Below are 22,441 nucleotides of genomic sequence, written 5' to 3' on the forward strand. Positions count from 1 at the left end.
AGTTATATAAATTATAGTTTGATTTCGATATCTACACCAGATGGTAAGTCTAAACGCATTAATGAATCTACTGTTTGTGGAGTAGGACTCACGATGTCGATTAGACGTTTGTGCGTGCGCATTTCGAATTGCTCACGAGAATCTTTGTACTTATGAACAGCACGAAGAATTGTGTAAACAGTTTTTTCAGTTGGTAATGGGATCGGACCAGAAACTGTTGCCCCAGAACGCTTAGCTGTTTCTACAATTTTCTCAGCTGACTGATCAAGAATACGGTGATCGTAAGCTTTTAAACGGATACGAATTTTTTCTTTTGCCATTATTTTCCCTCCTTCGTTCGCCTATTTCTAAAATAGACCTTCTCCATGGAAATTTCCCCACACCATGCCATGGCAAAGCGGCCGGGTGTGTCAGCAACCTTCCACTTCATCGCAGTCAAAGACCAACATTGTCTATTATACAATGTTATTCGTCTAGATGCAAGCATCTTTTTGTTTGCATCTGCTTTTCTCTACTTTTGCTATTATACATGGCACTTTAAAGAATTTCAAGTTTTCATCTAGCAGAATTCATTTTACAGTTTCTGGATTTTGGTTTTACTGATTTCATATTACTATAGAAGAAACTCGTCAAAACACGAAATGATCATTTCGTTCATTATATAAACGCAAACAAAAACCCCAAGGGAAAATCCCTCGGGGTTTTTTATATCAGTTAAGATTACTCAACGATAGTAGCAACTACACCGTAACCTACTGTACGTCCACCTTCACGAATAGAGAATTTAGTTCCCTCTTCGATAGCGATTGGAGCGATAAGTTCGATAGTCATTTCGATGTTGTCACCAGGCATTACCATTTCAGTACCTTCTGGTAATTGGATGATACCAGTTACGTCAGTTGTACGGAAGTAGAACTGAGGACGGTAGTTAGCGAAGAATGGAGTGTGACGTCCACCTTCTTCTTTAGATAATACGAAAACTTCAGCTTTGAATTTAGCGTGAGCTTTTACAGAACCGCTTTTTGCAAGTACTTGTCCACGTTGGATGTCTTCACGAGCAACCCCACGAAGTAAAGCACCGATGTTGTCTCCAGCTTGAGCTTGGTCAAGAAGTTTACGGAACATCTCTACACCAGTTACAGTTGTAGAAGCATTTTCTTCAGCAAGACCGATGATTTCTACTACGTCACCAACTTTAACGATACCGCGCTCAACACGACCAGTAGCAACTGTACCACGACCTGTGATAGAGAATACATCCTCTACAGGCATTAAGAATGGTTTGTCAGTTTCACGCTCTGGAGTTGGGATGTAAGCATCAACTTCAGCCATTAATTCAATGATTTTTGCTTCCCAATCAGCTTCTCCTTGAAGAGCTTTAAGAGCAGAACCTTTGATTACAGGAATGTCGTCGCCTGGGAATCCGTATTCAGATAATAGGTCACGAACTTCCATTTCTACTAATTCTAATAATTCTTCGTCGTCTACCATGTCGCATTTGTTTAAGAATACAACGATGTAAGGTACACCTACTTGACGAGAAAGAAGGATGTGCTCACGAGTTTGAGGCATTGGGCCATCAGCAGCAGATACTACTAAGATACCGCCGTCCATTTGAGCAGCACCAGTGATCATGTTTTTAACATAGTCAGCGTGACCTGGGCAGTCAACGTGTGCATAGTGACGAGTTTCAGTTTCGTACTCAACGTGTGCAGTTGAGATTGTGATACCGCGCTCTCTTTCTTCTGGAGCAGCATCGATTTGATCGTATCCGCGTGCTTCAGCACCACCAGCTTTTGCAAGTACTGTAGTGATCGCAGCAGTTAATGTAGTTTTACCATGGTCAACGTGGCCGATTGTACCGATGTTAACATGGGGTTTAGAACGTTCGAATTTAGCTTTAGCCATTCTAAATTCCTCCTTAGTTTATATAGGTTATTTTATATTTAGGCTAGAAAGTGAAACTTGCGTCCCACTTTCTAAGCTTACATAAGTAGTTATACGTGAAGAATCGATAAAAATCAATTATTCACCTTTATTTTTTTTGATAATTTCTTCAGAAACAGACTTTGGTACTTCTTCATAGTGGTCAAACACCATAGAGAATGTTCCGCGTCCTTGAGTGTTAGAACGTAATGACGTTGCATAACCGAACATTTCAGAAAGTGGAACCATAGCGCGAACAACTTGAGCGTTACCGCGAGCTTCCATACCTTCTACACGTCCACGACGAGATGTTACGTCACCCATAATGTCACCCATGTACTCTTCAGGAATTACAACTTCAACTTTCATCATTGGCTCAAGAATTACTGGGCTACATTTAGAAACCGCAGCTTTAAGTGCCATAGATGCAGCGATTTTGAACGCCATCTCAGATGAATCGACATCATGGTAAGATCCGTCAACTAATGCAGCTTTAATGTCAACTAGTGGATAACCAGCTAGTACACCATTTTTAAGCGCATCTTCAAGACCTGCTCCAACAGCTGGGATGTATTCACGAGGAACTACACCGCCGACGATCTTGTTTTCGAATTCGAATCCTTTACCTTCTTCGTTAGGTTCAAACTCAATCCAAACGTGTCCGAATTGTCCACGTCCACCAGATTGACGAGCGAACTTACCTTCAACTTTCGCAGCAGCGCGGAAAGTCTCACGGTATGCTACCTGAGGAGCACCAACGTTTGCTTCAACTTTGAATTCACGGCGCATACGGTCAACGATGATATCAAGGTGAAGTTCACCCATACCAGCGATGATTGTTTGGCCAGTTTCTTGGTCAGTGTGAGCACGGAATGTTGGATCTTCTTCAGAAAGCTTAGATAATGCTGTACCCATTTTATCTTGGTCAGCTTTAGATTTTGGTTCGATAGCTACAGAGATAACTGGCTCTGGGAATTCCATAGACTCAAGGATAACAAGGCTCTTCTCGTCACAAAGAGTATCACCAGTAGTAGTATCTTTTAAACCTACAGCAGCAGCGATATCACCAGCGTAAACTGTTGAAATCTCTTCACGGCTGTTAGCGTGCATTTGTAGGATACGACCTACACGCTCACGCTTACCTTTAGTTGAGTTTTTCACGTATGATCCAGAGTTTAACACACCAGAGTACACACGGAAGAACGTTAACTTACCAACATAAGGGTCAGTCATGATTTTGAATGCTAAAGCTGCGAATGGTTCTTCATCGCTAGACTTACGTTCTACTTCTTCATCTGTATCCGGAAGAGTACCTTTAATAGCAGGTACGTCTAATGGAGATGGTAGGTAGTCGATAACTGCATCTAACAGAATTTGAACACCTTTGTTTTTGAATGCAGAACCACAGATTACTGGGAAGAATTCTACAGAAGTTGTAGCCTTACGGATACCAGCTTTAAGCTCTTCTACAGTGATTTCTTCACCTTCTAGGTACTTCATCATCATTTCTTCATCAAGCTCAGCTACCGCTTCAATAAGCTTTCCACGGTATTCTTCAGCTAATTCTTTGTGCTCTTCAGGAATTTCAACACGTTGAATGTCTGTTCCTAAATCGTTACCGTACATGTAAGCACATTCTTCAACAAGGTCAATGATACCATTGAACTCATCTTCAGCACCGATTGGTAACTGAATTGGGTGTGCGTTTGCTTGTAGACGATCGTGGATTGTTCCTACAGAGTATAAGAAATCTGCACCGATTTTATCCATTTTGTTAACGAATACGATACGAGGTACGCCGTAAGTAGTAGCCTGACGCCAAACAGTTTCTGTTTGTGGTTCTACACCAGATTGTGCATCAAGTACTGCTACTGCGCCATCAAGTACGCGTAAAGAACGTTCTACTTCTACTGTGAAATCTACGTGACCTGGAGTGTCAATGATATTTACACGGTGACCTTTCCATTGTGCTGTAGTTGCAGCAGAAGTAATTGTGATACCACGCTCTTGCTCTTGCTCCATCCAGTCCATCTGAGATGCACCTTCGTGAGTTTCACCGATTTTGTGAATACGTCCTGTGTAGTACAGAATACGCTCAGTAGCTGTTGTTTTACCAGCATCGATGTGAGCCATGATACCAATATTACGAGTGTTTTCTAAAGAGAACTCTCTTGCCATTTGGTGTCTTGCTCCTTCCATATATGGATTGGATTTTTTTATTTTAAGTAGCAAAAAAGCCACTTTATATTGTTACACATGTCAGTATGTCCAGTACCCTCATTATGTAAAACGAGCGCCCAACGAAAGGGAGAGGCATTCTCCCTCTCCACACTTCCATAAGCGACAAATAAAGCGGTTTATGCTTACATTTATTTTACGTTGAATCCTACCAACGGTAATGAGCAAATGCTTTGTTAGCTTCTGCCATTTTATGAGTGTCTTCACGTTTCTTAACAGATGCACCAGCGTTGTTAGCTGCATCTAAGATTTCGTTAGCAAGACGCTCTTCCATAGTTTTTTCACCACGAAGACGAGCGTAGTTTACTAACCAACGAAGACCTAAAGTTGTACGGCGTTCTGGACGAACCTCAACTGGAACTTGGTAGTTAGCACCACCAACACGACGAGCGCGTACTTCAAGAACAGGCATAATGTTCTTAAGAGCTTGCTCGAATACTTCCATTGGCTCTTTACCAGTACGTTCGCTTACGATATCGAACGCATTATAAAGAATTGTTTGAGATTTACCTTTTTTACCGTCAACCATCATTTTGTTGATAAGGCGTGTTACTAGCTTCGAATTGTACATTGGATCTGGTAACACGTCACGTTTTGCAACAGGTCCTTTACGAGGCATATTGAGTTCCTCCTTTCATTAAAAAGTTATTATTTCTTAGCCGCTTTTGGCTTTTTAGTACCGTATTTAGAACGGCCTTGCATACGCTTGTCAACACCAGCTGTATCAAGCGCACCACGAACGATGTGGTAACGTACCCCTGGTAAGTCTTTTACACGACCACCGCGAATTAATACTACGCTGTGCTCTTGTAAGTTATGACCGATACCTGGGATGTATGCTGTTACCTCAATACCATTTGTTAAACGAACACGAGCATATTTACGTAACGCTGAGTTAGGTTTCTTTGGAGTCATTGTACCAACACGAGTACATACACCACGTTTTTGAGGTGCAGAGATATCAGTTGATTTTTTCTTTAAAGAGTTAAAACCTTTGTTTAACGCAGGTGATTTAGATTTCCATACTTTATCAGTACGACCATTTCTCACTAATTGGTTAATAGTAGGCATTTGATTATCCTCCCTTCGCATGTTTGTATGACCACATATCCAGGTGGTTCATTATTAGTTGAAAACAAAGTTTTTGCAAGGGAGAGCAAATGCTCTCTCCTCACAAAAACAGTTTTAACTTATTATTCCTATTGCTGAAGCTCCCACTTGAATCCCCGCAACTTTTCCAAGTTTACGAACTGATTCAACTTTTGTTATGGGTATGTTATGTTGCAACGCAGTACGAATGATAACATGGGTTAACCGCATATCAGCATCTTCTGCAATGACAACTTCTTTAACTATACCATTTTTGATTGCTTCCAATGTGCGTTTATGACCAACGACCACATTTTCAGCATTTGACACTTTTTGATAAGACATATAAATATCCTCCAAAGCATCGTTCAGGAGCAACCTTGCTTATAGTAACATTTTGACTCATACAATGTCAACTAGGATTAACTGTTTTTATACAAAATTTACGACGGAAAATTTTACTGTTCCACATAAACTTCATCGTTTTCTACATTCATGTCATCTTGTGTTGTTTTAACAAGATCCACTTTGCGATAACGATTCATACCTGTTCCAGCAGGAACAAGTTTACCGATAATAACATTTTCTTTCAATCCTAGAAGCTCATCGCGTTTACCTTTAATTGCTGCATCAGTTAAGACACGAGTTGTTTCTTGGAACGATGCTGCAGATAAGAATGAATCTGTTTCAAGCGAAGCTTTTGTAATACCAAGTAGAACAGGTCTAGCTGTTGCTGGTTGTTTACCTTGCAGTAACACCTTCGCATTCGCATCAGTAAACTGATGGATATCTAGTAATGTTCCTGGTAATACATCTGTTTCACCTGCATCACTTACACGAACTTTACGTAACATTTGGCGTACCATTACTTCTACGTGTTTGTCACCAATTTCTACCCCTTGCATACGGTATACTTTTTGAACTTCACGTAATAAGTATTCTTGAACTGCCGTAATGTCCGTTACTTTTAGTAATTCTTTCGGATCAATAGAACCTTCTGTTAACTCTTTACCGTGGCTAATTTTCTGTCCTGGAATTACTTTCAGACGAGCACCGTAAGGAATAGCATACGTACGAGCTTCAACTTCACCCTGTACAACTACTTCTTGGCGATCTTTAACATCGTTGATCGCTGCGATAACACCGTCGATTTCACTGATAACAGCCTGACCTTTCGGATTACGAGCTTCGAAGATCTCTTGGATACGAGGTAAACCTTGAGTGATATCATCTCCGGCAACCCCACCTGTATGGAACGTACGCATCGTTAACTGTGTACCTGGCTCACCGATAGATTGAGCTGCGATAATACCTACCGCTTCTCCTACTTCTACGTCTGTTCCAGTTGCTAAGTTACGACCGTAACACTTCTTACATACACCATGGCGAGTGTTACACGTAAACGCTGAACGAATGTTTACAGTTTCAACACCCGAATTTTCAACGATATGAGCGATATCTTCAGTAATTAATTGATTTTCAGCAACTAATACTTCACCTGTTTCAGGATGTTTTACAGTTTTTCTTGCAAAACGTCCAACAAGACGATCATATAATGACTCAATAACTTCATTACCCTCTTTAATCGCACCAATTAATAAACCGCGATCTGTTCCACAATCATCTTCACGAACGATTACATCTTGTGCAACGTCAACAAGACGACGTGTTAAGTAACCAGAATCGGCAGTTTTCAGTGCTGTATCGGCAAGACCTTTACGCGCACCATGCGTAGAGATGAAGTACTCAAGTACTGTTAAACCTTCACGGAAACTTGATTTGATTGGAAGTTCGATGATACGACCAGATGGATTGGCCATCAGACCACGCATACCAGCAAGCTGAGTAAAGTTCGATGCGTTACCACGGGCACCGGAATCACTCATCATGAAGATTGGGTTGCGTTTATTCAAGGACTTCATCAGTTTTCCTTGGATAACATCTTTTGCATTACTCCAAATAGAGATAACGCGATCGTAACGTTCTTCTTCCGTGATTAAACCGCGACGGAATTGTTTAATTACATTATCTACTTTTGCTTGTGCTTCGTGGAGAATTTCATCTTTTTCACCTAATACAAGAATGTCAGATACCCCAACTGTAATACCAGCTTTTGTAGAGTACTTGAATCCTAAGTTTTTCATACGGTCAAGCATGCGAGACGTTTCTGTAATTTTGAAACGTTTAAACACTTCCGCAATGATGTTACCAAGGATTTTCTTGCTGAATGGCGCCACTTCTTCGCGACTAGCAATAATCTCTTTAATGTTCGCACCTTTTTCAACGAAATATTTCGCTGGTGTTTCTTTTTCAAGGTTTGAATTAGTTGGTTCATTAATATAAGGGAACGACTCTGGTAAGATTTCGTTAAATATTAATTTACCAACTGTTGTTAATAGAAGCATACTCTTCTGCTCTTCAGTAAATGTTGCGTTGTTTACTGCGCTTGCAGCTACTGCAACACGTGTATGAAGATGTACATATCCATTTTGGTATGCAAGCAATGCTTCGTTCGCATCTTTGAATACCATACCTTCACCGATTGCGCCTTCACGCTCAAGCGTTAAGTAGTAGTTACCTAATACCATATCCTGAGATGGAGTAACAACTGGTTTACCGTCTTTCGGGTTCAAGATGTTTTGTGCCGCTAACATAAGAAGACGAGCTTCTGCTTGTGCTTCTGATGATAAAGGTACGTGAACGGCCATTTGGTCACCGTCAAAGTCCGCGTTGTACGCAGTACATACAAGTGGGTGAAGACGGATTGCGCGACCTTCTACTAATGTAGGTTCAAACGCCTGAATACCAAGACGGTGAAGTGTTGGTGCGCGGTTTAGAAGTACTGGATGTTCTTTAATCACAGATTCTAAAACGTCCCAAACTTCAGGTTGTACACGCTCGATTTTTCGTTTCGCACTCTTAATGTTGTGTGCTAATCCTTTTTCAACTAACTCTTTCATTACGAAAGGTTTGAACAGTTCAAGCGCCATCTCTTTCGGTAATCCACATTGATACATCTTTAAGTTCGGTCCTACAACGATTACAGAACGACCAGAGTAGTCAACACGTTTACCTAATAAGTTTTGACGGAAACGTCCTTGTTTACCTTTAAGCATGTGAGATAGTGATTTTAATGGACGGTTACCTGGTCCAGTAACTGGACGGCCACGACGACCATTATCGATTAACGCGTCTACAGCTTCTTGTAACATACGTTTTTCGTTTTGAACGATAATGCTTGGTGCACCTAAGTCCAATAGACGTTTTAAACGGTTGTTACGGTTAATTACACGACGGTATAAGTCGTTTAAGTCAGAAGTAGCAAAACGTCCACCATCTAACTGTACCATTGGGCGTAGTTCTGGTGGGATTACTGGTAGAACATCTAAGATCATCCAAGATGGCTCATTTCCAGAGTTACGGAATGCTTCTAATACTTCTAGACGTTTAATAGCACGAGTACGGCGTTGTCCTTGTGCTGTTTTTAATTCTTCTTTTAAGAAGTCTACTTCTTTATCTAAATCGATGTCTTGTAATAGCTTTTTAATCGCTTCTGCACCCATAGCAGCTTGGAATGTGCTACCATATCGATCACGATATGCACGGTATTCTTTTTCAGAAAGTAATTGCTTCTTATCAAGTGGTGTATCTCCACTTTCTGTTACAACATAAGAAGCGAAATAAATTACTTCTTCAAGCGCGCGAGGGGACATGTCTAAGACAAGTCCCATGCGGCTCGGGATACCTTTGAAATACCAAATATGAGATACAGGAGCAGCTAATTCGATATGACCCATACGTTCACGACGTACTTTCGCACGCGTTACTTCAACGCCACATCGATCACAAACTACACCTTTATAACGTACACGTTTGTATTTTCCGCAATGACATTCCCAGTCCTTTTGTGGTCCGAAAATACGCTCACAGAACAAGCCGTCTTTTTCAGGCTTTAACGTACGATAGTTAATTGTTTCTGGTTTCTTAACTTCACCGTATGACCAAGAACGAATCTTGTCAGGTGAAGCAAGTCCAATCTTCATATATTCAAAGTTATTTACATCTATCAAGGGGCCTACCTCCCTTTTAGTCTACAGGTTATCCCAATTATTCCTTAGTTGTCTCAACTTCGACATTCAATTTATCTGCTGATTGATGATCATCGTCATCTTCCGTATCACGCATTTCAATTTCTGTATCGTCGCTAGACATCATTTTAACGTCCATACCTAAACTTTGCAGCTCTTTAATCAATACTTTGAATGATTCAGGAACGCCTGGTTCTGGAACATTTTCGCCTTTAACAATTGCTTCATACGTCTTAACACGTCCAACAACATCATCAGACTTCACTGTTAAGATTTCTTGAAGAGTATAAGCAGCACCGTAAGCTTCAAGTGCCCAAACCTCCATCTCACCGAAACGCTGTCCACCGAACTGAGCTTTACCTCCAAGAGGCTGCTGCGTTACAAGTGAGTATGGTCCAGTAGAACGAGCATGAAGTTTATCGTCAACCATGTGCGCAAGTTTGATCATATACATGACACCAACAGATACACGGTTATCGAATGGTTCACCAGTACGTCCGTCATACAGGATTGTTTTCGCGTCATTTGCCATACCAGCTTCTTCAATTGTGCCCCAAACATCTTCCTCACGAGCACCATCGAATACTGGTGTTGCAATGTGAATGCCAAGGTATCTTGCTGCCATACCAAGATGAAGCTCTAATACCTGACCGATATTCATACGAGATGGTACCCCTAATGGGTTTAACATGATATCGATTGGCGTACCGTCTGGTAAGTAAGGCATATCTTCTTCTGGTAAAATACGAGAGATAACACCTTTGTTACCGTGACGTCCGGCCATCTTGTCACCTTCAGAAATTTTACGTTTTTGAACGATATATGCACGTACAAGTTGATTCACGCCTGGTGGCAATTCATCGCCATCTTCACGGTTGAATACTTTTACGTCTAAGATAATACCGCCACCACCGTGTGGTACACGTAGTGATGTATCACGTACTTCACGCGCTTTTTCTCCAAAGATAGCATGTAATAGACGCTCTTCAGCTGTTAATTCTGTTACACCTTTAGGTGTTACTTTACCAACAAGTAAATCTCCATCTTTTACTTCCGCACCAACGCGAATGATACCGCGCTCGTCAAGGTTTCGTAATGCATCTTCCCCAACGTTTGGAATGTCACGTGTAATTTCTTCTGGTCCAAGCTTCGTATCACGTGCTTCTGATTCATATTCTTCAATATGAATAGAAGTGTACACATCATCTTTTACAAGGCGCTCACTCATGATGATCGCATCCTCGTAGTTATAACCGTCCCAAGTCATGAAGCCAACAAGCACGTTACGTCCAAGTGCTAGTTCACCTAATTCCATAGAAGGACCATCCGCAAGGATTTCACCTTTTACAACTTCATTTCCAACACTTACGATTGGACGTTGGTTGTAGCAAGTTCCTTGGTTAGAACGAATGAATTTTTGCATTTTGTAGCGATCTAAGTCGCCTTTTACTGTTTGACCGTCAACTTCTACATAGCGACGTACCCAAACTTCACGTGCTTCTACGCGCTCAACAACACCAGGATGTTTACAGATTACTGCAGCACCTGAGTCTTTTGCTGATACGTACTCCATACCTGTACCTACAATCGGAGATTCCGGATTCATTAACGGAACCGCCTGACGTTGCATGTTCGCTCCCATAAGTGCGCGGTTAGAGTCATCGTTTTCTAAGAACGGAATACAAGCTGTCGCTGCCGACACTACTTGTTTTGGAGATACATCCATGTAGTCGATGCGTTCTCTATTTGTCACAATGTTTTCACCACGGAAACGAGCTACGATATCTTCACTTAGGAATTCACCTTCATCAGATAATTTCATATTCGCTTGGGCTACAACATAGTTATCTTCTTCATCTGCTGTTAAATAATCAACCTGCCCTGTTACAAGACCAGTTTCTGGGTCAACACGACGGTATGGTGTTTCAATGAAACCAAACTCATTTACTTTCGCGAACGAAGATAATGAGTTAATCAAACCGATGTTTGGTCCCTCTGGTGTTTCAATCGGACACATACGACCATAGTGAGAGTAATGAACGTCACGCACTTCAAAGCCTGCGCGCTCACGCGTTAAACCACCAGGTCCTAATGCAGATAGTCTTCGTTTGTGAGTTAACTCTGCTAATGGGTTTGTTTGGTCCATGAACTGAGATAACTGAGAACTTCCGAAGAACTCTTTAATAGATGCAATAACAGGACGAATATTAATTAGTGCCTGTGGTGTAATTGCATTTGTATCTTGGATCGACATTCTCTCACGAACAACACGTTCCATACGAGAAAGACCGATACGGAATTGATTTTGTAATAATTCTCCAACAGAACGCAGACGACGGTTTCCTAAGTGGTCAATATCATCTGTATCCCCTACTTTGTATAGTAGATTGAAGAAGTAACTGATAGAAGCAAGAATATCACCTGGTGTGATGTGTTTTACATCACGAGTAATATTTGCATTACCGATTACATTAATTACGCGCTCGCCTTCTGACTCAGGAGCATAAATCTTAATAGATTGCAGCTCAACATCGCCTTCTACCACTCCACCCATTGGTTTCGCTGTTTTGAATCCAATGTTTTTCTCTAAGTAAGGTAAAATGCGATCAAGTGTACGACGATCTAAGATTGTTCCTTCTGCCGCTAAAATTTCACCAGTTTCTGGATCCACTAATGTTTCAGCTAAACGTTGATTAAACAATCTGTTTTTAATGTGTAACTTCTTGTTGATCTTGTAGCGACCTACATTGGCTAAATCGTAGCGCTTTGGATCAAAGAAACGAGACACAAGTAAGCTCTTAGCATTTTCTACTGTTGGTGGTTCACCAGGACGTAGACGCTCATAAATTTCAAGCAATGCTTTTTCTGTGCTATCTGTGTTGTCTTTTTCTAATGTGTTGCTTAAGTATTCGTTATCACCTAAAAGCTCGGTGATTTCTTGATCAGAGCCAAACCCTAATGCGCGTAACAAAACAGTTACAGGAAGTTTACGCGTACGGTCAATACGCACATATACAACATCCTTAGCATCTGTCTCATACTCTAACCAAGCTCCGCGGTTTGGAATTACAGTAGCAGTAAAACCACGTTTTCCGTTTTTATCCACTTTGCCACTATAGTATACGCTTGGAGAGCGAACTAACTGGGAAACGATAACACGTTCTGCACCGTTAATTACGAATGTTCCAGTCTCTGTCATGAGTGGGAAATCTCCCATGAACACATCTTGTTCTTTTACTTCACCAGTTTCCTTGTTGATTAGACGCACTTTTACACGAAGTGGTGCTGCATACGTCACATCACGCTCTTTGCATTCGTCTACAGAGTATTTAGGTTCACCTAAGCTGTAGTCGATAAATTCAAGCGATAGATTTCCCGTAAAGTCTTCAATCGGAGAAATGTCTTGGAACATTTCTCGCAAACCCTCATCAAGAAACCACTGATAAGAAGAGGTTTGAATTTCGATAAGATTTGGTAACTCTAATACTTCACTAATACGGGCATAACTTCTTCGTTGGCGGTGGCGTCCGTATTGAACTAGTTGACCTGTCAACTGCTTCACCCCTCAAATCATGAGTATTATAAATGCACAAAAAAATTTGTGCAAAATCACAAATAAATACAACTACTGCTATTTAGCGTAGTCTTTTTTCTCTTAAAGATAAATACGTTGAGTCTTTCTACCTGCTCAAAAAAGAAAAATGGCTTCTATAAGAAAACCATCATTCTGTTTCATAATCTGCTGATTTTACTATCTTTTCCAAGAGAAACAAAAATATACATCTTTCTCAACGCAGAAAATCATATATTGGCATTGTATAATGTTAACATAGCCAAAAATAACCGTCAACGTTTTTTTGATTTTATGATATAATATCCCTTTTTCTTTTCTACAACTTCGACTTCAGAAAACACTTCTTCTAGTTTCTTCAGTGCAGATGGTGCACCTTGTTTCTTTTGAATAACAATCCACAACTCTCCACCTGGAACTAAATGCTCTACAGCTTTTTCTAAAATCTCATGCACGATATCTTTACCTGCACGAATTGGAGGATTAGATAGAATAGCAGCATACATACCATCTACGTTTTCATAGACGCTACTTTGAAAAATGTGTACATTTCCAATTCTATTGTTAGCGGCATTTTCTTTCGCAAGCTCAAGCGCCCTTTCATTCACATCCACCATGTGAACTTTACGGTCTTGAAACTCTTTCGCCAACGATAAACCAATTGGTCCATATCCACAACCTACGTCTAATATATCACCTTTAATATCTGGCACTTGAAACGCTTCAATTAAAAGACGAGAACCAAAGTCCACTTCGTTTTTCGAGAACACCCCACGGTCAGATAAGAAAGTAAATTGAGATCCACGAAGCGCAAATTCCCATCGCTTACGATCACTTTTACTAGAAGGGTCGTTAGAAAAATAATGGTCTGCCATATGGCCACCTCTTTTCTTTACAGTTAAAAAAAAAGCTCGCATGAGAGCGAGCTTTTTTTAAAGCATCAAAAGTTAATTACTTAACTTCTACAGCAGCGCCAACTTCTTCAAGTTTAGCTTTGATTTCTTCAGCTTCTTCTTTAGCAGCAGCTTCTTTGATTACTTTTGGAGTGTTGTCAACTAATTCTTTAGCTTCTTTTAAGCCAAGACCAGTGATTTCACGAACAACTTTGATAACTTTGATTTTTTGTGCACCAGCGCTAGTTAGTTCCACATCAAATTCAGTTTTCTCAGCAGCAGCTTCTCCAGCGCCACCAGCAACAGCTACAGGAGCAGCAGCAGTTACGCCGAATTCTTCCTCGATAGCTTTTACTAAGTCGTTAAGTTCTAATACAGTCATAGATTTAACTGCTTCAATGATTTGTTCTTTAGTCATTGTAAATATCCTCCCTTAAATAGGTTTGTATTGTTTTATCGATAATACGTAATTATCTTTTAAAAAATTAAGCGCCTTGCTCTTCCTTTTGGTCTGCAACTGCTTTAGTAGCAAGTGCAAGGTTACGGATTGGAGCTTGAAGAACGCTAAGAAGCATAGAAAGTAAGCCTTCACGTGATGGAAGAGTAGCGATAGCTTTAACCTCATCAAGTGTTACAAGTTTACCTTCGATTACGCCCGCTTTAATTTCTAAAGCTTCATGATCTTTAGCGAAGTCGTTTAATACTTTCGCAGGAGCAACTACATCCTCGTTACTGAACGCGATTGCGTTTGGTCCTGTTAAGAATTCATTTAACTCAGCCATTTCAGCAGATTCTGCAGCACGACGAGTTAGAGAGTTTTTGTAAACTTTGAACTCAACGCCAGCTTCACGTAATTGCTTACGTAATTCTGTTGCTTCAGAAACTGTTAAACCACGGTAGTCAACAACGATTGTAGATTTACTAGCGCGAAGTTTGTCCGCGATTTCAGTTACAACTTGTTGTTTAGTTTCGATTACTTTGCTCATGTTATTACACCTCCTGTAGATTATATAGAAGATGTACCGAAAGTGCACTAAAAACCTCCATGCCCAACTTGTAGACATGGAGGCATATAGTCACAGAAAAAAATTCCGCTTCGTATATTAACACCTAGGTAGGAAATTAAGTCTATTGACACCTACTGTCTACGGTACACTATTTAAATTCACAACATAAATGATTATATAAAAACTTCTTTATGAAGTCAACTTCCAAAATTTACGCTAATGTAGAAACGTCTACACGTACGCCAGGTCCCATTGTAGAAGCAACTGTTACGTTCTTCATGTAAGTACCTTTTGCAGCAGCTGGCTTAACTTTTTGTAAAGTGTCAGCAATTGTTCTGAAGTTTTCTACTAATTTAGCATCTTCGAAAGATACTTTACCGATTGGAACGTGGATGTTACCAGCTTTATCAACGCGGTATTCAACTTTACCAGCTTTGATTTCGTTAACAGCTTTAGTTACATCGAAAGTAACTGTTCCAGTTTTAGGGTTTGGCATTAAACCTTTAGGTCCTAATACGCGACCAAGTTTACCAACTTCACCCATCATGTCAGGAGTTGCTACTACTACATCGAAATCGAACCAACCTTGTTGGATTTTACCGATGTAATCAGCATCGCCTACGAAGTCAGCTCCAGCAGCTTCAGCTTCTTTAGCTTTTTCACCTTTAGCGAATACTAATACACGTTGTACTTTACCAGTACCGTGTGGAAGAACAACTGCACCACGGATTTGTTGGTCAGCTTTCTTAGGGTCAACACCTAAACGGAATGCAGCTTCTACAGTTGCATCAAATTTAGCTGTGTTTGTTTTCTTTACTAATTCTACTGCTTCTGTTGCAGAGTAAGCAGCTGCACGATCAACAAGCTTTGCAGCTTCTACGTACTTTTTACCTCTTTTAGCCATTTTTATTTCCTCCTCGAATGTGGTTTTAGCGGAATAACCTCCCACGTTTACGCTTATTTTCAGGTATAACCTGAGGATGCGCGCCATCCATTTATTTAAAAACGATAATCATTTACGATAATAAAGGTTGCGAATTGGAATTCCAGACCCGCAACCTTTTTTAAAAAACAAATCGAATTAGTCTTCGATAACGATGCCCATACTGCGTGCAGTACCTTCAACCATACGCATTGCAGCTTCTACGCTAGCAGCGTTTAGGTCAGGCATTTTAGTTTCAGCGATTTCGCGTACTTTATCACGCTTAACAGTTGCCACTTTATTACGGTTTGGTTCACCAGAACCAGACTCAATACCAGCTACTTTCTTAAGAAGAACAGCAGCAGGAGGAGTTTTAGTAATGAAAGTGAATGAACGGTCCTCAAATACCGTAATTTCAACAGGGATGATAAGACCAGCTTGATCTGCTGTACGAGCGTTAAACTCTTTACAGAAGCCCATGATGTTAACACCTGCTTGTCCTAATGCTGGACCAACTGGTGGAGCTGGGTTAGCTTTACCTGCAGGAATTTGAAGCTTTACCATTTTAATTACCTTTTTAGCCACGAGACACACCTCCTTAAGTCCGTGATGTGGTCAATTGGACAGTGATTTGCCCTCCCACGTCATATTTTATCTGTAAGGATAAAATCTTTCAAAAAACGTCTCCGATAACGAAGACGTACTGACTTAAAAGATATTATCACTTTTTACAATTCATTTCAAGTTTCATTTTATAATTTTTCAATTTGATGGAAGTCAAGTTCAACTGGAGTCTCGCGACCAAACATGTCCACAAGCACGCTAACCTTCTTCTTCTCCACATCAATTTCTTCGATAGCACCTGTATAATCTGCGAATGGTCCCTCATTTACACGTACTGTCTCATGAAGTTCAAAGTCGAAATCAACCACTTCGTTGTCCATTCCCATATGTTTCATAATGGTAACAACTTCCTCTTCTAATAGAGGTGATGGTTTAGATCCAGAACCAGAAGAACCAACGAACCCAGTTACACCTGGTGTGTTACGTACAACATACCAAGAGTCATCAGTCATGATTAATTCTACTAATACATAACCTGGGAACACTTTTCTTTTCATTAATTTTTCTTTACCGTTTTTCATTTCTACTTCTACTTCTTCCGGGACAACAACACGGAAAATTTTATCTTGCATACCCATTGATTCTACACGTTTCTCTAGGTTTGCTTTTACTTTATTTTCATATCCAGAATAAGTATGGACAACATACCAACTTTTTTCCATTCATTTAGGACGAGCGTCCTTCCCTCCCTGACGTACATTTTTTTGCGCAAATGAAAAAACCCGTTCACCGGGCTTTTACACAGTTCTTATAAATAACATTATATCATGGATAAGTGCTTCTTATTCAAGAATTAACCAAGAATTAACCGAATTAAAGAAGAAATGCCCATATCAACAACTGCGAAGAAAATCGCAAAGAAGACAACTGTAGCGATAACAGTCGCTGTTGAACGGAGTAATTCATCTTTTTTAGGCCAACTTACTTTTTTCATTTCGCGACCTACATCGCCGAAAAAGTTCGTTAAACGCATCTACGGGACCTCCAGTGTATTATTTCAATTATTTATTTTGTTTCCTTGTGAACTGTATGCTGATTGCATGTTTTACAAAATTTCTTTATTTCAAGTCGCTCTACTGAGCTCGTATCTTTCATCGTAGAGTAGTTTCGATTTTTACACTCTTCACATGAGAGTACAACTTTTTTCCTCATTAGTTACACCAACCTTGTAACATTATGTCCCTAAAAATGTATCATACAATAAAAGACAATGTCAATGACATGCCTTTTGTACTCTCTACAAAAAGAAAACAGGTGATTTTTTTACACCTGTAGCTCTTGTTATTAATTTGAAGTGGTACTCTCTCTCATTTCCATATATCGTTCCAATTTCCGCTTTACTCTCTGTAAAGCGTTATCAATAGATTTCACATGTCTATTTAACTGTTCCGAAATCTCTTGATAAGAACGGCCATCTAGATATAAAGAAAGCACTTTCCTTTCTAAATCGCTTAATAATTCAGATATTTTAGATTCTATGTCTGTATATTCTTCCTGACTTATAATCATTTCTTCAGGATCAGTTACCTTCGCTTCCGAAATAACATCTAACAATGTCCGATCAGATTCCTCGTCATAAATCGGTTTATCTAAAGACACATATGAATTTAACGGAATATGCTTTTGCCTGGTTGCTGTTTTAATAGCGGTAATAATTTGTCGAGTGATACACAGTTCAGCAAATGCTTTGAATGAAGACAGCTTGTCCTCCTTATAATCACGAATCGCTTTAAACAATCCAATCATACCTTCTTGAACAATATCTTCTCGATCGGCACCCACTAAGAAATAAGATCTCGATTTCGCGCGAACAAAGTTCTTATATTTGTGAATCAAATATTCTAGAGCGTCAGTATTACCTTTTCGAACTAACTCAACGATTGCCTCATCTTCTAAATCACGAAATGTAACGTCGCCTACACCTACGAAGCCTGCTTCCACCTTGATCCCTCCGACCGCTATTTATTTAGCAATATTATACAGTAAAAAGACAAAGAGCGTCAATGCTTCAACGCTCTCCTCTTCTTAATTTTTCTAACTTTTCTGTAATATCTTTGCTAAATATCTTTCGCATGGCGGGTTGCTTTTCTTTTGTGTCTTGTGTACGCCTTCTTACTTGTTGCTCCATCGCTTGTACTTCCAACTCTAATTCACGCGCAGATTTCCGAAGCGCACCTTGAGCAAATATAACCCATTGTTCCGTATAATCAGAAGTCGCAACATATATTTGCGTATTTATATTTCTAAGCTCAATCGCAAGTTGCTCTATCTTTTCATCTGCAGTTTGATTCTTCCTCGTGAATATAACTTCCACACGCGATTGTTTCATCTTTTTTTCAATACCGTGGACTGTATAAGCATCAAAAACTATCATTACCTTTGTACCTGTGTAACCTTGGTAATCCGCCATCTTATCAATCAGTGCATCTCTTGATGATTGCAAATCTACATCCCGTAGTTTCTTCAAGTCTCCCCAAGCTCCAATAATGTTGTAACCGTCAACGATTAAAATATCGTTCATTTTTTATTTACCAATTTCGTTACGTTTACGATATACCTCATACATTAACAAGCTTGCAGCCACTGAAGCATTTAAGGATGTAACTTTACCAACCATTGGTAAAGTAATTAAGAAATCACATTTTTCACCAATAATACGACTCATACCTTTTCCTTCACTTCCAATTACTAATCCAATTGGCATTTTACCATCTAAATTACGGTAATCTGTTTTCCCTTTTGCATCTGTACCAGCAATCCAAAGTCCACGTTCTTTTAATTCATCGATTGTACGAGATAAATTCGTTACGCGTGCAACAGGAATATATTCAATTGCCCCAGTAGATGCTTTTGCAACTGATGCTGTAAGTCCCACAGCTCTTCTTTTCGGAATTATAATTCCATGAGCTCCTGTTGCATCCGCAGTACGCATAATAGAACCTAGGTTATGTGGATCTTCAATTTCATCTAAAATTAAGAAGAACGGATCCTCATTACGCTTCTCGGCTACTTTGAATAGATCTTCTAGCTCAGCATATTGATATGCGGCCACTTGAGCAATTACACCTTGATGGTTCCCCTCAACTAATTGATCTAACTTCTTTTTTGGTGCATGTTGTAAAATAATCTTATTTTCTTTCGCTAGTGCTAGTACAATTTGTACTTGTCCTTTGGCAGCACCTTCTGCGATCCAAATTTTATTAATATCTCTCCCTGATCGTAACGCTTCAATTACAGGGTTACGTCCGATAATATATTCACTACTCATGATGATGTGCCCCCTTCCTTTTCTTCTAAAACAGCAATTGCCTTATATACAATTTCGTCTAATCTTTCACGATTATTTAATAAGTGATGATAGCCAATCAGCGCTTCAAAGGCTGTACTATGTCGATATGTTTGTACATCCGTATTTTTCGGAACAGTACCTGAATTTGCATTACGCCCTCTTCTTAGTACCGCTTCCTCTTCCTCAGTTAAAAATGCTGTCTCTAATAAATGATAAACAACTTTCGCCTGTGCTTTTGCCGAAACAAAGCTTGTCCCTAATCGATGCAACTGATTAGGACGAACTTTCCCTTTTTGAAGTAGGTGATAGCGGATATATTGTTCATATACCGCATCACCCATATATGCTAACGCTAAGCTGTTTAATTGCTTTGCATCAATCATTCTTATCCTCTTTTCCATCTTGTACCTTGAGCGGTATCTTCTAAAATAATATTACGATCTTTTAAATCGTCGCGAATTTGATCTGATAATGCAAAATCACGATTTTTACGAGCTTCAATACGTTTTTGAATAAGCGCCTCAATTTCTTCATCTAGTAACTCTTCTTGCGCTAATTCTAATCCTAAAATATCAAATAATGTTTCAAGTTGTTTTACGTATGCTTCAATTACCACTGTAGACGTATGTTCTTCCAGTAAATATTGATTTGCATGATTTGCTACATTATATAACTCAGTGATTGCATTAGCAGTATTGAAGTCATCATTCATTGCTTCCTCAAATGCAGTTTGGAATTTTTCCAGATCAGCTAACCATTTCTCATTATGATCTGTTAAATCCGTACTACTTTCCATACGGTGTTTTAAATTACCGTAAGCTGTTTTAATTCTTTCCAGTCCGTTATTTGTGCTTTGTAATAACTCTTCACTGAAATTAATTGGGTGACGATAATGTACTGATAGCATAAAGAATCTAATTAACTGCGGATCATATTCCTTAATGATATCGTGAACTAAAATGAAGTTCCCAAGTGACTTAGACATTTTCTCATTATTAATATTAATATATCCATTGTGCATCCAATAACGTGCAAATGTTTTTCCTGTTAATGCCTCAGACTGCGCGATTTCATTCTCATGATGAGGAAATGCCAAGTCTTGGCCACCAGCGTGAATATCAATTGTGTCCCCTAAGTATTTACGCGCCATTGCCGAGCATTCGATATGCCAGCCTGGACGACCTTGACCCCAAGGGCTTTCCCAGAAGATTTCTCCTTCTTTCGCAGCTTTCCATAGGGCAAAATCAAGAGGGTCTTGTTTCTTTTCTCCTACTTCAATACGCGCGCCGTGACGTAAGTCCGCGATTGGTTGATGTGATAATTTACCGTATCCTTCGAATTCCTTCGTTCTAAAGTACACATCCCCTTCCGATTCATATGCATATCCTTTATTCACAAGTTCTTGAATAAATTCAATAATAATATCCATATTTTCCGTTACACGCGGATGAACTGTTGCATGTTTGCAACCTAGTGCCGTTACATCTTCAAAGTACGCTTCCACGAAACGGTCCGCAATTGTCGGCACATCTTCACCTAACTCATTTGCTGCTTTAATTAATTTATCATCTACGTCAGTAAAGTTAGATACATACTGCACATCGTACCCTTTATATTCTAAATAACGGCGCACCGTATCAAATACCATAGGTGGTCTTGCATTCCCAATGTGAATATAGTTATAAACTGTAGGTCCGCATACATACATCTTTACCTTATTTTCTTCTAATGGAGTAAACTCTTCCTTTTGACGTGTTAACGTATTATAAATGTGAATAGTCATTTTTATCCTTCCTTTCTACCTTTACTTCAAGTTGTTTTTTCAATTTATCAAGTTCTACTTCCATGACCTTTAATTTATCAAAAATTGGGTCTGGAAGGTCGGAATGATTCAATTCTTGACCGACCTTTACGCCATTTTGAATAACGACTCGGCCAGGTATACCTACAACCGTAGAATGTGCAGGGACCTCTTTTAATACGACAGAACCTGCTCCAATTTTAGAATTCTCTCCAACTGTAATAGAACCCAGTACTTTAGCACCTGTTGCAATTAATACATTATCCTGAATTGTAGGGTGCCTCTTTCCCTTTTCTTTACCCGTACCACCTAATGTAACTCCTTGATAGATCGTTACATTATCACCAATTTCGCACGTTTCTCCAATTACAACCCCCATTCCATGGTCAATGAAAAAACGACGACCAATTGTTGCTCCTGGATGAATCTCAATGCCAGTAAAGAAACGACTAACTTGTGAGATCCAACGTGCAATAAAGAAGAAATTCTTTTTATAAAAAGCATGTGCAATTCGATGGGCCCAAACTGCATGTAATCCAGAGTAAGTCAAAATGACTTCGAAATAACTTCTTGCCGCTGGATCCTGTTCAAAAACGACTTCAATATCTTCCCGAAGCCTCTTAAACATCGACGTTCCCTCCCCTTTATGGGCTGCTTTTTCGAGTGAACTAACTCCCTACTTATCCCCCTAAATCTTTATACACGTGGATAAAACCTATACTCATACCCAATTTTACGGTATAAAAAAAGACGCCTCTGTCATATTGACAGAGACGCCTTATAAGCGCGGTTCCACTCTGTTTAGGCTAAAAAAGCCTCAAACTCATCTCTGATAACGGTGTACACCGCTTCTGCTTACTTTACGTCCTAAGACGTTTCGCAAAACAATTTGCTGTTCAGCAGAAGACTCGAAGGGGCATTTCAAAAATCCGCTTATAAACCACTTCCAGCCTAAGGTGGTTCTCTCTGTAAAAAGCCTGATTTTCTACTTCT

The 22,441-nt window shown here is 39.7% G+C and carries 22 protein-coding genes and 2 other annotated features (1 of these 24 only partly in view); all 22 genes read right to left on the reverse strand.

Annotation, left to right across the window (positions count from 1 at the left end; translation table 11 throughout):
- Nucleotides 1-11: 11 nt before the first annotated feature.
- Entirely contained in the window at nt 12-320 is a 309-nt protein-coding gene (gene rpsJ / locus AC2CGR_RS27295; RefSeq protein WP_001040596.1) for a 30S ribosomal protein S10, read from the reverse strand.
- Between the two features lie 400 nt (nt 321-720).
- Entirely contained in the window at nt 721-1,908 is a 1,188-nt protein-coding gene (tuf, locus tag AC2CGR_RS27300; protein ID WP_001029614.1) for an elongation factor Tu, read from the reverse strand.
- 117 nt (nt 1,909-2,025) lie between these two features.
- On the reverse strand, nt 2,026-4,104 hold the full coding sequence (gene fusA, locus AC2CGR_RS27305) for an elongation factor G (protein WP_000090370.1): 2,079 nt from the start codon (nt 4,102-4,104) through the stop codon (nt 2,026-2,028).
- A 208-nt stretch (nt 4,105-4,312) separates the two neighbouring features.
- A complete protein-coding gene (gene rpsG / locus AC2CGR_RS27310) occupies nt 4,313-4,783 on the reverse strand; it encodes a 30S ribosomal protein S7 (RefSeq protein ID WP_001137493.1) in 471 nt (156 codons plus the stop codon).
- A gap of 29 nt (nt 4,784-4,812) precedes the next feature.
- Entirely contained in the window at nt 4,813-5,235 is a 423-nt protein-coding gene (gene rpsL / locus AC2CGR_RS27315) for a 30S ribosomal protein S12 (protein WP_001142340.1), read from the reverse strand.
- Nucleotides 5,236-5,349: 114 nt separating this feature from the next.
- The gene (locus tag AC2CGR_RS27320; protein ID WP_000121830.1) at nt 5,350-5,598 is read right to left on the reverse strand and encodes a 50S ribosomal protein L7ae-like protein; all 249 of its coding nucleotides are present in this window, start codon (nt 5,596-5,598) and stop codon (nt 5,350-5,352) included.
- A 113-nt stretch (nt 5,599-5,711) separates the two neighbouring features.
- Nucleotides 5,712-9,323 (reverse strand): DNA-directed RNA polymerase subunit beta', encoded by a 3,612-nt coding sequence (rpoC, locus tag AC2CGR_RS27325; protein ID WP_000567937.1) that lies wholly within the window; start codon nt 9,321-9,323, stop codon nt 5,712-5,714.
- Nucleotides 9,324-9,360: 37 nt separating this feature from the next.
- Nucleotides 9,361-12,894 (reverse strand): DNA-directed RNA polymerase subunit beta, encoded by a 3,534-nt coding sequence (rpoB, locus tag AC2CGR_RS27330; RefSeq protein WP_029439122.1) that lies wholly within the window; start codon nt 12,892-12,894, stop codon nt 9,361-9,363.
- A 293-nt stretch (nt 12,895-13,187) separates the two neighbouring features.
- The gene (locus tag AC2CGR_RS27335) at nt 13,188-13,787 is read right to left on the reverse strand and encodes a class I SAM-dependent methyltransferase (RefSeq protein WP_029439121.1); all 600 of its coding nucleotides are present in this window, start codon (nt 13,785-13,787) and stop codon (nt 13,188-13,190) included.
- A gap of 76 nt (nt 13,788-13,863) precedes the next feature.
- The gene (rplL, locus tag AC2CGR_RS27340) at nt 13,864-14,223 is read right to left on the reverse strand and encodes a 50S ribosomal protein L7/L12 (RefSeq protein WP_000159736.1); all 360 of its coding nucleotides are present in this window, start codon (nt 14,221-14,223) and stop codon (nt 13,864-13,866) included.
- 67 nt (nt 14,224-14,290) lie between these two features.
- Nucleotides 14,291-14,791, reverse strand: coding sequence for a 50S ribosomal protein L10 (gene rplJ / locus AC2CGR_RS27345; protein WP_000048716.1), 501 nt, complete (start codon nt 14,789-14,791; stop codon nt 14,291-14,293).
- A 39-nt stretch (nt 14,792-14,830) separates the two neighbouring features.
- Nucleotides 14,831-14,974, reverse strand: a sequence feature (ribosomal protein L10 leader region).
- 49 nt (nt 14,975-15,023) lie between these two features.
- Nucleotides 15,024-15,716 (reverse strand): 50S ribosomal protein L1, encoded by a 693-nt coding sequence (gene rplA / locus AC2CGR_RS27350; RefSeq protein WP_002020168.1) that lies wholly within the window; start codon nt 15,714-15,716, stop codon nt 15,024-15,026.
- A 177-nt stretch (nt 15,717-15,893) separates the two neighbouring features.
- Complete coding sequence (gene rplK, locus AC2CGR_RS27355) at nt 15,894-16,319, reverse strand: 50S ribosomal protein L11 (RefSeq protein ID WP_001085872.1); 426 nt, start codon at nt 16,317-16,319, stop codon at nt 15,894-15,896.
- A gap of 167 nt (nt 16,320-16,486) precedes the next feature.
- A complete protein-coding gene (gene nusG / locus AC2CGR_RS27360) occupies nt 16,487-17,020 on the reverse strand; it encodes a transcription termination/antitermination protein NusG (protein WP_000415794.1) in 534 nt (177 codons plus the stop codon).
- Nucleotides 17,021-17,151: 131 nt separating this feature from the next.
- Nucleotides 17,152-17,331 (reverse strand): preprotein translocase subunit SecE, encoded by a 180-nt coding sequence (gene secE, locus AC2CGR_RS27365; RefSeq protein ID WP_001241321.1) that lies wholly within the window; start codon nt 17,329-17,331, stop codon nt 17,152-17,154.
- Between the two features lie 32 nt (nt 17,332-17,363).
- Nucleotides 17,364-17,510, reverse strand: a complete 147-nt coding sequence (rpmG, locus tag AC2CGR_RS27370) for a 50S ribosomal protein L33 (RefSeq protein ID WP_002070160.1) — start codon at nt 17,508-17,510, stop codon at nt 17,364-17,366.
- Nucleotides 17,511-17,642: 132 nt separating this feature from the next.
- Complete coding sequence (locus AC2CGR_RS27375; RefSeq protein ID WP_484481370.1) at nt 17,643-18,299, reverse strand: RNA polymerase factor sigma-70; 657 nt, start codon at nt 18,297-18,299, stop codon at nt 17,643-17,645.
- Nucleotides 18,300-18,366: 67 nt separating this feature from the next.
- A complete protein-coding gene (locus AC2CGR_RS27380; RefSeq protein ID WP_000997883.1) occupies nt 18,367-18,879 on the reverse strand; it encodes an NYN domain-containing protein in 513 nt (170 codons plus the stop codon).
- 3 nt (nt 18,880-18,882) lie between these two features.
- On the reverse strand, nt 18,883-19,626 hold the full coding sequence (gene rlmB / locus AC2CGR_RS27385; RefSeq protein ID WP_000093759.1) for a 23S rRNA (guanosine(2251)-2'-O)-methyltransferase RlmB: 744 nt from the start codon (nt 19,624-19,626) through the stop codon (nt 18,883-18,885).
- Entirely contained in the window at nt 19,623-20,030 is a 408-nt protein-coding gene (locus AC2CGR_RS27390; RefSeq protein ID WP_000564261.1) for a Mini-ribonuclease 3, read from the reverse strand. Before AC2CGR_RS27390 ends, rlmB begins: the two co-directional genes overlap by 4 nt.
- A gap of 2 nt (nt 20,031-20,032) precedes the next feature.
- On the reverse strand, nt 20,033-21,430 hold the full coding sequence (cysS, locus tag AC2CGR_RS27395) for a cysteine--tRNA ligase (RefSeq protein ID WP_087963797.1): 1,398 nt from the start codon (nt 21,428-21,430) through the stop codon (nt 20,033-20,035).
- The gene (gene cysE / locus AC2CGR_RS27400) at nt 21,411-22,076 is read right to left on the reverse strand and encodes a serine O-acetyltransferase (RefSeq protein ID WP_017561711.1); all 666 of its coding nucleotides are present in this window, start codon (nt 22,074-22,076) and stop codon (nt 21,411-21,413) included. Before cysE ends, cysS begins: the two co-directional genes overlap by 20 nt.
- Before the next feature lie 138 nt (nt 22,077-22,214).
- Nucleotides 22,215-22,441: a binding site (T-box leader), on the reverse strand (it continues 18 nt past the right edge of the window).

This window comes from Bacillus sp. LSHTCR4 (assembly GCF_057197025.1).

Coding starts and splice junctions, on each gene's coding strand:
- rpsJ (WP_001040596.1), bottom strand. CDS start 320: ATGGCAAAAGAAAAAATTCGTATCCGTTTAAAAGCTTACGATCACCGT.
- tuf (WP_001029614.1), bottom strand. CDS start 1,908: ATGGCTAAAGCTAAATTCGAACGTTCTAAACCCCATGTTAACATCGGT.
- fusA (WP_000090370.1), bottom strand. CDS start 4,104: ATGGCAAGAGAGTTCTCTTTAGAAAACACTCGTAATATTGGTATCATG.
- rpsG (WP_001137493.1), bottom strand. CDS start 4,783: ATGCCTCGTAAAGGACCTGTTGCAAAACGTGACGTGTTACCAGATCCA.
- rpsL (WP_001142340.1), bottom strand. CDS start 5,235: ATGCCTACTATTAACCAATTAGTGAGAAATGGTCGTACTGATAAAGTA.
- AC2CGR_RS27320 (WP_000121830.1), bottom strand. CDS start 5,598: ATGTCTTATCAAAAAGTGTCAAATGCTGAAAATGTGGTCGTTGGTCAT.
- AC2CGR_RS27335 (WP_029439121.1), bottom strand. CDS start 13,787: ATGGCAGACCATTATTTTTCTAACGACCCTTCTAGTAAAAGTGATCGT.
- rplL (WP_000159736.1), bottom strand. CDS start 14,223: ATGACTAAAGAACAAATCATTGAAGCAGTTAAATCTATGACTGTATTA.
- rplJ (WP_000048716.1), bottom strand. CDS start 14,791: ATGAGCAAAGTAATCGAAACTAAACAACAAGTTGTAACTGAAATCGCG.
- rplA (WP_002020168.1), bottom strand. CDS start 15,716: ATGGCTAAAAGAGGTAAAAAGTACGTAGAAGCTGCAAAGCTTGTTGAT.
- nusG (WP_000415794.1), bottom strand. CDS start 17,020: ATGGAAAAAAGTTGGTATGTTGTCCATACTTATTCTGGATATGAAAAT.
- secE (WP_001241321.1), bottom strand. CDS start 17,331: ATGCGTTTAACGAACTTTTTCGGCGATGTAGGTCGCGAAATGAAAAAA.
- rpmG (WP_002070160.1), bottom strand. CDS start 17,510: ATGAGGAAAAAAGTTGTACTCTCATGTGAAGAGTGTAAAAATCGAAAC.
- AC2CGR_RS27380 (WP_000997883.1), bottom strand. CDS start 18,879: ATGAACGATATTTTAATCGTTGACGGTTACAACATTATTGGAGCTTGG.
- rlmB (WP_000093759.1), bottom strand. CDS start 19,626: ATGAGTAGTGAATATATTATCGGACGTAACCCTGTAATTGAAGCGTTA.
- AC2CGR_RS27390 (WP_000564261.1), bottom strand. CDS start 20,030: ATGATTGATGCAAAGCAATTAAACAGCTTAGCGTTAGCATATATGGGT.
- cysS (WP_087963797.1), bottom strand. CDS start 21,430: ATGACTATTCACATTTATAATACGTTAACACGTCAAAAGGAAGAGTTT.
- cysE (WP_017561711.1), bottom strand. CDS start 22,076: ATGTTTAAGAGGCTTCGGGAAGATATTGAAGTCGTTTTTGAACAGGAT.